Origin of the sequence: Serratia sp. AS12 (genome assembly GCF_000214195.1) — a bacterium.
Lineage (GTDB): Bacteria > Pseudomonadota > Gammaproteobacteria > Enterobacterales > Enterobacteriaceae > Serratia > Serratia plymuthica.
In genome coordinates this window covers 4,560,075-4,572,097 of record NC_015566.1, presented here as the reverse complement: position 1 = coordinate 4,572,097, position 12,023 = coordinate 4,560,075, and the positions used below count along the sequence as shown (strand labels likewise).

Genomic DNA, 12,023 nt, shown 5'->3' with positions numbered 1-12,023 from the left:
AAAATTATGGAAAATAAAAGCAGTGAAAAAGTCATCGCCTTTGATGGGGTGCGTAAGCGCTACCGCAATCATGAGGCGCTTAAAGGGATTACTCTGGATATTTTTCGTGGCGAGTTTATCGGCCTGCTGGGCCCTAACGGCGCCGGTAAAACCACGCTGGTGGAGATCCTTGAAGGGTTAAAACAGCCGGACTCCGGTTCGGTAAGGGTGCTGGGGAAAAGCTGGGCGCAGGATGCGCAGTTTCTGCGTCGACGGTTGAGCGGGGTGCTGCAGGAGACCCTGTTTATCAACAAACTGCGGGTGGAGGAGACGGTGAATCTGTTCGGCAGCTTTTACGGCTGCCCGCGCCGCCGTACCGGCGAAGTGCTGGAGTTGGTCGAGCTGTCGGCCAAGCGTCGCACCTTTGTGGAGGGGCTTTCCGGCGGTGAGCGTCAACGTCTGGCACTGGGGGTGGCGATTCTCAACGAACCCGAGATTATGATCCTCGATGAGCCGACTACGGGCCTGGATCCGCGCATCCGTCACGATACCTGGAATATTTTGCGTCGCCTCAACCAGGAGAAAGGTTCAACCATGATGCTGACCACCCACTATATGGAGGAGGCTGAGTATCTCTGCGATCGCATCTGCATTATGAACCAGGGGGAGATCCTGACGCAGGGCACCATGACGCAATTGCTGAAAAAGCATTGCGACGGTGAAGTGATTGAATGTCGGGCCACCCGGCCCGAGCGCCTGGAGGCCATGAGACAGCATCCTCAGGTGCTTGAATACGATTTCAACGAAAAGGACGGAAAAATCAGCATGCTTATTATGGATGCGAGCAGCTTTATCAGTCACTTACTGGCATTTGCGCAAAGCGCCGGCGTCGAAATAGCCGAGCTGATCGTGCGGAAAAAAACGCTCGACGATCTGTTTATGTCGCTGGCTGGGAGGGGGTTCCATGAATAGCGCGCTGTTCAACCTGATGCTCACTCAATTCCGGCAATACATTCGTGAGCCGCAGATCCTTTTCTGGTCATTTGGGTTTCCACTGCTGCTGGTATGGCTGTTGGGCCTCTCTTTTTCCTCGCAGGACATACCGGAGAGGCGTATTGGCATTGTTATGCCGCAGGATCAGACGGCGGCGGCGCAGGTTCGCGAGTGGAGTGCGCAGCTGGCCGGTACCGATCACCAACTGCAGGGTATCGTCAATCTGCAAGAGGTGAAGCGCCAGCATCTGATTAAGGTGAAATACCTCGTCAGCTATTATCAGAACCGCGATGAGGTTATCTTGGCGCTGAAACGCGGCGACATCCAGATGTTTGTCGAAGTCATTCCGCAGCAGACGGGGCAGAAGCGGATTTACTATCTCGATCCGCAGGACAATGAAGCCATGCTCTCGTACTATTTGATGAATGAGAAGGAGCAGGGCGAGCGGCAACCGACGGATAAAAATCTTTCCGTTCTCGAAACTGCCGGCCTCCGTTACGTTGATTTCCTGGTGCCGGGGCTGCTGGCGATGGCGATCATGGAAACGTGCCTGATCGCCGTTGGCTGGGCGTTGGTGGAGAAGCGAATTACCCGCGTCACACGGCAGATGTGTATCACGCCGATGCGAAAATCCACCTTTCTGATGGCCCATATCGGCGCCTGTTTTCTGATCAACTTCATTGAGATTCTGATCATTAATCTGTTCGCGCGCGTTTATTTCGATGTGGAAATTCAGGGATCGTTCAGCGCGTTTCTGCTGCTGCTGTTCGCCGGTAATGTCTGTTTCTCTGGCATCGCGGTGCTTGCCTCGTCACGGGCGATGAAGGCGCAAACGGCAAATGGCCTGCTGGAAGTGACCATTCTGGTCCAGGTGCTGTTTTCCGGCATCTTCTTCAGCTACAAAAATTTCCCGCACTGGATGGTCAGCATTATTGAATACCTGCCGCTGACGATGCTGGCGGACGCCATGCGCAAAGTCTTTATCGAAGGCGGAGATATCAGGTTGATCATGCCGGCTACGCTGATGCTAATGGGAGTTGGCGTATTTACCTTTGTTCTGGGGATGCGGATTTTCCGCTGGCACTAGGTAAGGAAGAGGGCGGGGAGGAAAACTCCCCGCAGAGGTTTTTTACTGGCAATGACGGTGCTGCCAAGCGAAGTCCTGCTGATCCTGTAAAAAGCCGGGATAGAAAATGGCGCGTGGGAACAATAAACCTTTGTACCAGGTCTCTATTAATGAGTCCTCGGTGCTTTTTTCCAGCATGGAGTGTGTTGCCTGCGGATAAAATTTGATATCCAGCTGGCCTGCTTTGTTTAAGCGATTGCGGTATTCATTTTCGGTATTTTTAATATCGACGTTAATGTCTTTTCCGCCCAAGGCTAAAAAGACCGGCGAGTGAACCTGGCCAAGATCTTGCGTAGCGTCTGAACGGTAATTTTTCATCACGAAGGTCCAGCGGTCGGGGGTGAAATCGGCGGCATTCCCCTCTTTTTGTTGATATTGTTCGAAGCTGGCGTTGGCGTCGAGCAATGCCAGGACCTGCTGCTCGCGCTTTAATTCCGCCGCTATCTCACTTTCCGAACGGCCTTTTTGCTTCATGCTGGCGATAGTATTATAGCGACCCTGCTCCAGCCAGTTAACGGCGGGCGAAACGGCAATCATGAAACAGATATCGGGATATCGCGTTGCGACTTTCGGTAATACCCATCCACCTTGGCTGGCACCCCAGAGTGCTATACGCTGGCCATCCAGTTGGGGCTGATGTTTTATCCAATCGATGGCGGAGATCACTTCGCTGGTGCGATCGTCCATGCTTTGTTGCAGCCAGTTGCCCGGCGCACCGCCAACGCCAGGTTTATTCCAGGAGAGCGAACTGAAACCGGCTTTGGACAGCGCTTCCCAGATGGGGCGGTAAAAGCCGCCGTGAGTGGCGTTAATATCTCCGTCGCCATGAACAAATATCACTACACCGGGTTTCTCGCCAGGAGGAAGATGGCGCGGCATCGCCAGGACGGCATCAAGATTATTCGGCTTATGAGGGATCGTTACCGTACTTTCAACCAACTGATAATTATTCTGATAAAGAATAAATGCCAGAATGGAGGATGTGGCGGCAAGGGTGACAACTATTTTTCTTTTTAAAAGAAAACGCCTGATTAATTTCATTACGTATATTTTTAAAAATGTTATTTCTTGTACAATAATGAAACTGTTTTAGCAGGTCAAGCTTAAAGCTCTGTCACCGTAAAATGAGTGGTGAGCGGGATATCTTGATAACAGCGTTGAATTATTTTCCAGGAAAGTAATTCACTGCTTATGAGAAAGGTTAACGCGAAAGAATAACGGCGTGGCAGGCAGCCGGCAGCAAGTCGACTTGGTTAAATACGTCGAGTTTTGGGTTGTTATCCGGCGCAAATCAGGAAACGTCTGACGATACCCAAGCCATCTTGCGGCAAAGCAAAAGTTCAACATCACCCATTGGAAGATTTGCATAAGGCGTTCATTGATCGCAGTGATTGATATTGGGTTCCGCGCAGTTATCGGCAGTAGTACTGCAGCACGCGTTTATATAATGACGATACAGCTTTTGCAGGAAAATAATTAGCGGTAAATTAATTACATGTCGTGGGTAAAGGTTGACGAAAATGGCTGACCCGCTTGGGAATAGTGTTGTAACCCGCACACTGATAAATGCTGGCGATAATGTTTCCGACTCGCCTTTACCAAGCCTGTCGGCTATATCAGATGGCGCATTCAAACTGTTTAGTGAATTTTTAACGTAAAATAACCCCTGTTCGCCGAAAGGTACGAGTCGCATTGTAATTTAATATATATTTTTTGATTTGGTGTTTTTTGTACCCTCATTTATATCCTCAGTCCTTAATGATAAGAATACGGAATAGAATCGAGCACGAGGCAAGCCCTTGGTCAAAAATGTAAACACACCCAGTGAGAGTCATGTTGATAATGGCTTTGAGCGGCACCTCTGACATGTTCAAGGTACAGGTGAACGCCCCCGAAAAACACGCCAGAAACACCAGAACAACGTTGTACATGCGTCGCATCATTCACGCAAATCTGCCACTGCCTCTTGCCGGTCAAACAACAAAATTCAAGCCTCTGGAGGTAAGGCTGCAGGAAAATGCTTTGCTGCAATGTCCTTCATCTTATCGATCGGTTCCGGTCTTTTAAAAGTGAAACGGGGGCGTTTACCGGTGCCGGCACCCAGCATATGGGGCGTTTCGAGCGGGTGGGCCAAGGCACGCTGTTTTTGACGAGCTGGCAGAAATCTCGATCGAGTTGCCGCCACCTGCAGCAGAGGGTCGCCGACCGCGAATTCCGCAGCGGCCTCTATTACCGGCTCAATGTCTTCCCGATACTCCTTCCGGCAGAAAAAAAAGTTCCGAATGTTGTTGAGTATTCGTATGAAAACCAGACGGATAATTATTTTTAGACTGAATGTTTGATTGTGGAAAAGATATTATTTTATGGATGTTTTTATACGTAAGTAACGAATGGGTTGGAGTTGATTATTCTTGTTGGTTGGCAAGTTTATAATGCATCGACTATAACTAACTGGGTGTTTAATTTATAAGATAATGAGCATGCTATCAATTCAAAATGAATTAATATCTAATAGGTAAAGTGTTTATTTAAAAGGATGAGGTCAAAGCGGCGCTGGCAGTGATTGAAAGCGTCTAACATGGCCTTTTTAGATAAGTCACGGTGCCTTTTTTATTAAAATAGTCAAGTAAAAACAGTATGTTGTGCAGATGTCTTTTGGGGGTGAGTCAGGGGTGTTATAAGGCTTTATTTTATTATGATAAATAATTTTGCGGTCTTGTTTTTCCTGCTTCTCCCGTAACTCTAACCGGTTGAAAATAATATTTTTAACCGGTGGTTGGGTAGTGAAGAATTAGGGTTTTGAGGGGGTGCTTCGCATGAGGATATATCGCTGAGTTAACTCAGAAACGGAATTTGCACTTTTTAGATTAGATTCTAGTCTGAATTAGAACCTAATTTAACATCTCCACTAGCTCCTATGGGAGAGTGTCATGAGCAAACCGATCAAGAATATCGTCATCGTGGGCGGCGGCACTGCAGGCTGGATGTCCGCCTCGTACCTCGTCCGGGCGCTCCAACAGCAGGCGAACATTACGCTCATCGAATCTGCGACGATCCCCCGGATCGGCGTGGGCGAGGCGACCATCCCGAGTTTGCAGAAGGTGTTCTTCGACTTCCTTGGGATACCGGAGCAGGAGTGGATGCCCCAGGTGAACGGCGCGTTCAAGGCCGGCATCAAGTTCGTGAATTGGAGAACCTCTCCCGACCACTCGCGCAACGATTACTTCTATCATTTGTTCGGCAATGTGCCGAGCTGCGACGGCGTGCCGCTTACCCACTACTGGCTGCGCAAGCGCGAACAGGGCTTTCAGCAGTCGATGGCGTACGCCTGCTACCCGCAGCCCGGGGCGCTCGATGGCAATCTGGCACCGTGCCTGCACGACGGCACCCGTCAGATGTCTCATGCGTGGCACTTCGACGCGCACCTGGTGGCCGATTTCTTGAAGCGCTGGGCCGTCGATCGCGGGGTGAACCGCGTGGTCGACGAGGTCGTGGAGGTTAACCTGAACGAGCACGGCTTCATCTCCAGCCTGCTCACCAAGGAGGGCCGGAAGCTGGAGGCGGACCTGTTCATCGACTGCTCCGGCATGCGGGGACTTTTAATCAATCAGGCCCTGAAAGAGCCCTTCATTGATATGTCCGACTACCTGTTGTGCGACAGCGCGGTCGCCACTGCCGTACCCAACGACGACGCGCAAGTGGGGGTCGAACCCTACACCTCCGCGATCGCCATGAACTCGGGGTGGACCTGGAAGATTCCGATGCTGGGCCGGTTCGGCAGCGGCTACGTGTTCTCGAGCAAGTTCACCTCCCGCGACCAGGCCACCACCGACCTCCTCAACCTTTGGGGGCTCTCGGACAATCAGCCGCTCAACCAGATCAAATTCCGGGTCGGGCGCAACAAGCGGGCGTGGGTCAACAACTGCGTCTCTATAGGGCTATCGTCGTGTTTTTTGGAGCCCCTGGAATCGACGGGGATCTACTTCATCTACGCGGCGCTTTACCAACTCGTGAAGCACTTCCCCGACACCTCGTTCGACCCGCGGTTGGCCGACGCGTTCAACGCCGAGATCACCTACATGTTCGACGACTGCCGGGACTTTGTTCAGGCGCACTATTTCACCTCGTCGCGCGAAGATACGCCGTTCTGGCTCGCGAACCGGCACGACCTGCGGCTCTCTGACTCCATCAAAGAGAAGGTTGAGCGCTACAAGGCGGGGCTGCCGCTGACTACCACGTCGTTCGACGATTCCACGTACTATGAGACCTTCGACTTCGAATTCAAGAACTTCTGGTTGAACGGGAACTACTACTGCATTTTTGCCGGCCTGGGCATGCTGCCCGACCGGTCGCTGCCGCTCTTGCAACTGCGACCTGAGTCGATCGAAAAGGCCGAGGCGATGTTCGCCCGCATCCAGCGTGAGGCCGAGCGTCTGCGGGCGAGCCTGCCGACGAACTATGACTACCTGCGGTCGCTGCGTGAGGGCGACGTGGGGCTGTCTCGATCCGGATCGACGCCCGCGTCGCCGGAGAGCCTGTAGTGGAACGCACCCAGGACCGGGCATGTGTATTCGCGGCCACGCACGCTGCCGTGGCGGCTTGCGATCCGCTGCAGGCTCGCTCGCTCGTTCTGCAACTGCCGGGCCTGAACCGTAACAAGGACGTGCCCGGCATCGTTGGCCTGCTGCGCGAGTTCCTCCCGGTGCGCGGCGTGCCCTCCGGCTGGGGCTTCGTCGAAGCCGCCGCCGCGATGCGGGACATTGGGTTCTTCCTGGGGTCGCTCAAACGGCACGGACATGAGCCCGCGGACGTGGTGCCTGGGCTCGAGCCGGTGCTGCTCGACCTGGCGCGCATGACCGATCTGCCGCCGCGCGAGACGCTCCTGCATGTGACGGTCTGGAACCCCGCAGCGGCCGACGCGCAACGGAGCTACACCGGGCTCAGCGACGAAGCGCACCTGCTCGAGAGCGTGCGTATCTCGATGGCGGCCCTCGAGGCGGCCATCGCGGTGACCGTCGAGCTGCACGACGTGCCCCTGAGGTCGCCCGCGTTCGCGCCAGGGTGCGACGAGCTGGCCGCCTATCTGCAAAAAATGGTCGAATCGATCGTCTACGCGTACCGCTTCATTTCGCCGCAGGTCTTCTACGATGAGCTCCGCCCCTTCTACGAACCGATTCGCGTCGGGGGCCAGAGCTACCTTGGCCCCGGTGCCGTAGAAATGCCCCTCTTCGTGCTGGATCACGTCCTGTGGGGCTCGCAATCGGACCACCAGGCTTATCGAGAATTCAAAGAGACGTACCTGCCCTATGTGCTTCCCGCGTACCGGGCGGTCTACGCTCGGTTCGCCGGCAAGCCGGCGCTCGTCGACCGTGCGATCGGCGAGGCGCGAGCGGTCGGCGCGCAGGACGAATCCGTCCGGGCCGGGCTGGCTGCCCTCAACCGGATCTTCGTGGTCCTGCTGCGCTTCCGGGCACCTCATGTTCAATTGGCAGGGCGGGTGTACGAAGTCGGGCGAAGCGGCCCGGCAATCGGCAGTGGGGGGTACGCGCCCAGCATGCTCGGCGATCTGGTCACGCTCACGCTTGCCGCGCGCTCCCGCATTCGCACCGCTCTCAACGAGTTCTGACGCGCACGGCCATCTGTTCCATCTCATTAAGGAGATTTGCCCTCATGACTCAGAAGAGCCCCGCGCACGGGCGCGATAACAACCACTTCGACGTGATCATCCTCGGCTCGGGCATGTCCGGCACCCAGATGGGGGCTATCCTGGCCAAACAGCAGTTTCGCGTGCTGATCATCGAGGAGTCGTCGCACCCGCGGTTCACGATCGGCGAATCGTCGATTCCCGAGACGTCTCTTATGAACCGTATCATTGCCGATCGCTACGGCATCCCGGAGCTCGGCCACATCACGTCGTTCTACTCGACGCAGCGTTACGTCTCGTCGAGCACGGGCATCAAGCGCAACTTCGGCTTTGTGTTCCACAAGCCTGGCCAGGAGCACGACCCGAAGGAGTTCACGCAGTGCGTCATTCCCGAGCTGCCCTGGGGGCCGGAGAGCCATTATTACCGGCAAGACGTCGACGCCTACCTGTTGCAGGCCGCCATTAAATACGGTTGCACGGTCCGCCAGAAGACTAAAGTGACCGAGTACCACGCCGATAAAGACGGCGTCGCGGTGACCACCGCCGAGGACGAACGGTTCACCGGCCGGTATATGATCGACTGTGGAGGACCCCGCGCGCCGCTCGCGACCAAGTTCAATCTCCGCGAAGAGCCTTGTCGCTTCAAGACGCACTCGCGCAGCCTCTACACGCACATGCTCGGGGTCAAGCCGTTCGACGATATTTTCAAGGTCAAGGGGCAGCGCTGGCGCTGGCACGAAGGGACCTTGCACCACATGTTCGAGGGCGGCTGGCTCTGGGTGATTCCGTTCAACAACCACCCGCGGTCGACCAACAACCTGGTGAGCGTCGGCCTGCAGCTTGATCCGCGTGTCTACCCGAAAACGGACATCTCCGCGCAGCAAGAATTCGACGAGTTCCTCGCGCGGTTCCCGAGCATCGGGGCGCAGTTCCGGGACGCCGTGCCGGTGCGCGACTGGGTCAAGACCGACCGCCTGCAGTTCTCGTCGACCTCCTGCGTCGGCGATCGCTACTGCCTGATGCTGCACGCGAACGGGTTCATCGACCCGCTCTTCTCCCGGGGGCTCGAGAACACCGCGGTGACCATCCACGCGCTCGCGGCGCGCCTCATCAAGGCGCTACGCGACGATGACTTCTCCCCTGAGCGCTTCGAGTACATCGAACGCCTGCAGCAAAAGCTTTTGGACCACAACGACGACTTCGTCAGCTGCTGCTACACGGCATTCACGGACTTCCGCCTGTGGGACGCGTTCCACAGGCTGTGGGCCGTCGGCACGATCCTCGGGCAGTTCCGGCTCGTGCAAGCCCACGCAAGGTTCCGCGCGTCGCGCGACGAGGGCGACCTCGATCACCTCGACAACGACCCCCCGTACCTCGGGTACCTGTGCGCGGACATGGAGGGGTACTACCAGTTGTTCAACGACGCTAAAGCCGAGATCGAGGCGGTAAGCGCCGGGCTCAAACCGACCGGGGAGGCCGCGGCGCGGATCCACGCCCTCATCGACGAACGAGACTTCGCCAAGCAGATGTTCGGCTTCGGGTACTGCATCACCGGGGACAAGCCGCAGCTCAACAACTCGAAGTACAGCCTGCTGCCGGCGATGAAGCTGATGCACTGGACACAAACCAGCGCGCCGGCAGAGGTGAAAAAGTACTTCGACTACAACCCGATGTTCGCGCTGCTCAAGGCGTACATCACGACCCGCATCAGCTTGACTCGGAAGAAGTAGCCGGCCATCGAGGACACAAAAATGATGAACGACATTCAATTGGTTCAAGTGAACGCCGAGGAGCATCCTTCGAGGGCGTACGACGCGACTACGAGCGTGGCCGCGAGCTGGTACGTCGCGATGCGCTCGGACGACCTCAAGGACAAACCGACGGAGTTGACGCTCTTCGGCCGGCCGTGCGTGGCGTGGCGCGGAGCGACGGGGCAGGCGGTGGTGATGGACCGCCACTGCTCGCACCTTGGTGCGAACCTGGCCGACGGGCAGGTCAAGGACGGGTGCATCCAGTGCCCGTTTCATCACTGGCGGTACGACGAGCAGGGCCAGTGCGTTCACATCCCCGGTCACAACCAGACGGTGCGCCGGCTGGAGCCCGTGCCGCGATCGGTGCGTCAACCGACGTTGGTCACCATCGAACGATACGGCTACGTGTGGGTCTGGTACGGCTCCCCGGAGCCGCTGCACCCGCTGCCCGAAATCGCCGCAGCCGACGTCGACAACGGCGACTTTATGCACCTGCACTTCGCGTTCGAGACGACGACGGCGGTCTTGCGGATTGTAGAGAACTTCTACGACGCGCAACACGCGTCCCCCGTGCATGAGCTCCCGATCTCGGCCTTCGAGCTCAAGCTGTTCGACGATTGGCAGCGGTGGCCGGAGGTTGAGTCTCTGGCTCGGGCGGGCGCGTGGTTCGGTGCCGGGATCGACTTCACCGTGGACCGGTATTTCGGGGCCTCCGGCATGCTGGCACGCGTGCTCGGCCTGAACATGTCGCAGATGAACCTGCACTTTGATGGCTACCCCGGCGGGTGCGTCATGACCGTCTCCCTGGACGGAGACTTCAAATACAAGCTGCTCCAGTGTGTGACGCCGGTGAGCGACGGCAAGAACGTCATGCACATGCTCATCTCGATCAAGAAGGTGGGGGGGGCCCTGCGCCGCGCGACCGACTTCGTGCTGTTCGGGCTGCAGACCCGTCAGGCAGCGAAGTACGACGTTAAAATCTGGAACGGGATGAAGCCGGACGGCGGCGGTGCGTACAGCAAGTACGACAAGCTCGTGCTCAAGTACCGTGCGTTCTACCGGGGCTGGGTCGACCGCGTTGAGAGTGAGCGATGATGCGTGAGCTAGCCGAGCCGGTCTTGGGCGCGTCGTTCCGCCAGGCGCTCGCGAACCTGGCGAGCGGCGTCACGGTCATCACGGCGTATGGCGCGGCGGGCCCAGTCGGGCTCGCGGCCAGCAGATTCGTGTCGGTGCCGCTCTTTCCGAGGTATTCATGACTGTCTGGCTGTTGCAACTGGTGCTGGTAATCGCGCTCTGCAACGTCTGCGGCCGCCTTGCCGAACGGCTCGGCCAGTGCGCGGTCGTCGGCGAGATCGCGGCCGGTTTGCTGTTGGGTCCTTCGCTGTTCGGCGTGATCGCACCGGATTTCTACGACGCATTGTTCGGCCCAAGCACGCTGTCGGCGATGGCGCAAGTCGGCGAAGTCGGCCTGATACTGCTGATGTTTCAGGTGGGTCTGCATATGGAGTTGGGCGAGACGCTGCGCGGCAGGCGCTGGCGCATGCCCGTCGCGATCGCCGCGGGTGGGCTCGTCTTACCGGCCGTGATCGGCATGATCGTCGCCACTGTCTCGAAAGACATGCTCGCCGGCGACGCGCCGGCGCTGCCCTATATACTCTTCTGCGGTGTCGCGCTTGCGATATCAGCGGTACCGGTGATGGCGCGCATCGTCGACGACCTGGCGCTCAACGCCATGGTGGGTGCACGGCACGCAATGTCTGCCGCGATGCTGACGGATGCGCTCGGATGGATGCTGCTTGCCGCTATTGCTTCGCTATCTAGCGGGCCTGGTTGGGCATTTGCGCGCATGCTCGTCAGCCTGCTCGCGTATCTGGTGCTGTGCGCGCTCCTGGTGCGCTTCGTGGTTCGACCGACGCTTGTGCGGCTCGCATCGACTGCGCATGCGACGCGCGACCGCTTGGCCGTGTTGTTGTGCTTCGTCATGGCGTCGGCACTCGCGACGTCGCTGATCGGGTTTCATAGCGCATTTGGCGCACTTGCGGCGGCGCTGTTCGTGCGGCGCGTGCCCGGCATTGCGAATGAGTGGCGGGACAACGTCGAAGGTTTTGTCAGGCTTGTGCTGATGCCGGTGTTTTTCGCGTATGCGGGGCTGCATGCGTCGGTCGGCACGATCGACGACGCGGCATCATGGATGTGGTTCGGTGTATTCTTTGCGGGCGGATTCATCGGCAAGTTCGGCGGCAGTTATCTGGGCGCGCGTGCCACCGGGCTTGAGCCACGCGATGCGATGTTGGTGGGTTCGCTGATGAATACGCGCGGCTTGATGGAGCTAATAGTCCTGTCAATCGGTCTGCAGATGCAGATCCTTCCGCCAAAGGTCTACACGATCCTCGTGGTGTTCGCGCTGGTGACCACGGCGCTGACCGTACCGCTGGTTCGACTCACCCTGCGCGCACAATCGCGCGCGACGTCAGCAATTCAGGGCACCGAAAAGTGACGCGCATCAGGTAGGTTGCGCCAATTGAAAATT

9 protein-coding genes are annotated in these 12,023 nt (G+C 57.2%); 8 read left to right on the top strand and 1 reads right to left on the bottom strand.

The window, feature by feature from the left end; all coding sequences use genetic code 11:
• Positions 1 to 6 precede the first annotated feature (6 nt).
• Positions 7 to 951 carry an ABC transporter ATP-binding protein gene (locus SERAS12_RS21320; protein ID WP_013814516.1) on the top strand — a complete coding sequence of 315 codons (945 nt, stop codon included), beginning with the start codon at positions 7 to 9 and terminating at the stop codon, positions 949 to 951.
• Positions 944 to 2,059: an ABC transporter permease gene (locus SERAS12_RS21315; protein WP_013814515.1), complete on the top strand. Its 1,116-nt coding sequence runs from the start codon at positions 944 to 946 to the stop codon at positions 2,057 to 2,059. Before SERAS12_RS21320 ends, SERAS12_RS21315 begins: the two co-directional genes overlap by 8 nt.
• A 42-nt stretch (positions 2,060 to 2,101) precedes the next feature.
• On the opposite strand, the gene SERAS12_RS21310 is transcribed toward SERAS12_RS21315, so the two are convergent.
• Positions 2,102 to 3,139, bottom strand: a complete 1,038-nt coding sequence (locus SERAS12_RS21310; protein WP_013814514.1) for a S9 family peptidase — start codon at positions 3,137 to 3,139, stop codon at positions 2,102 to 2,104.
• Positions 3,140 to 4,115: 976 nt separating this feature from the next.
• Here SERAS12_RS21310 and SERAS12_RS21300 point away from each other — a divergent pair.
• The 6 genes from SERAS12_RS21300 to SERAS12_RS21270 all read left to right on the top strand — a co-directional run bounded on the left by SERAS12_RS21300 (position 4,116) and on the right by SERAS12_RS21270 (position 11,990).
• Complete coding sequence (locus tag SERAS12_RS21300) at positions 4,116 to 4,427, top strand: sigma 54-interacting transcriptional regulator (RefSeq protein ID WP_239440961.1); 312 nt, start codon at positions 4,116 to 4,118, stop codon at positions 4,425 to 4,427.
• A 601-nt stretch (positions 4,428 to 5,028) separates the two neighbouring features.
• Positions 5,029 to 6,639: a tryptophan halogenase family protein gene (locus tag SERAS12_RS21295; RefSeq protein ID WP_013814513.1), complete on the top strand. Its 1,611-nt coding sequence runs from the start codon at positions 5,029 to 5,031 to the stop codon at positions 6,637 to 6,639.
• Complete coding sequence (locus SERAS12_RS21290; RefSeq protein WP_013814512.1) at positions 6,639 to 7,724, top strand: monodechloroaminopyrrolnitrin synthase PrnB family protein; 1,086 nt, start codon at positions 6,639 to 6,641, stop codon at positions 7,722 to 7,724. The genes SERAS12_RS21295 and SERAS12_RS21290 overlap by 1 nt, the downstream gene beginning before the upstream one ends.
• A 44-nt stretch (positions 7,725 to 7,768) precedes the next feature.
• A complete protein-coding gene (locus SERAS12_RS21285) occupies positions 7,769 to 9,472 on the top strand; it encodes an NAD(P)/FAD-dependent oxidoreductase (protein ID WP_013814511.1) in 1,704 nt (567 codons plus the stop codon).
• A gap of 21 nt (positions 9,473 to 9,493) precedes the next feature.
• Positions 9,494 to 10,588 (top strand): Rieske 2Fe-2S domain-containing protein, encoded by a 1,095-nt coding sequence (locus tag SERAS12_RS21280; RefSeq protein WP_013814510.1) that lies wholly within the window; start codon positions 9,494 to 9,496, stop codon positions 10,586 to 10,588.
• Positions 10,589 to 10,745: 157 nt separating this feature from the next.
• Positions 10,746 to 11,990, top strand: a complete 1,245-nt coding sequence (locus SERAS12_RS21270; RefSeq protein ID WP_013814508.1) for a cation:proton antiporter — start codon at positions 10,746 to 10,748, stop codon at positions 11,988 to 11,990.
• Positions 11,991 to 12,023: the final 33 nt, after the last annotated feature.

Bases quoted from the DNA above. Each gene is read 5' to 3' on its own strand.
- SERAS12_RS21320 (WP_013814516.1), top strand. From the start codon at position 7: ATGGAAAATAAAAGCAGTGAAAAAGTCATCGCCTTTGATGGGGTGCGT.
- SERAS12_RS21315 (WP_013814515.1), top strand. From the start codon at position 944: ATGAATAGCGCGCTGTTCAACCTGATGCTCACTCAATTCCGGCAATAC.
- SERAS12_RS21310 (WP_013814514.1), bottom strand. From the start codon at position 3,139: ATGAAATTAATCAGGCGTTTTCTTTTAAAAAGAAAAATAGTTGTCACC.
- SERAS12_RS21300 (WP_239440961.1), top strand. From the start codon at position 4,116: ATGCTTTGCTGCAATGTCCTTCATCTTATCGATCGGTTCCGGTCTTTT.
- SERAS12_RS21295 (WP_013814513.1), top strand. From the start codon at position 5,029: ATGAGCAAACCGATCAAGAATATCGTCATCGTGGGCGGCGGCACTGCA.
- SERAS12_RS21285 (WP_013814511.1), top strand. From the start codon at position 7,769: ATGACTCAGAAGAGCCCCGCGCACGGGCGCGATAACAACCACTTCGAC.
- SERAS12_RS21280 (WP_013814510.1), top strand. From the start codon at position 9,494: ATGATGAACGACATTCAATTGGTTCAAGTGAACGCCGAGGAGCATCCT.
- SERAS12_RS21270 (WP_013814508.1), top strand. From the start codon at position 10,746: ATGACTGTCTGGCTGTTGCAACTGGTGCTGGTAATCGCGCTCTGCAAC.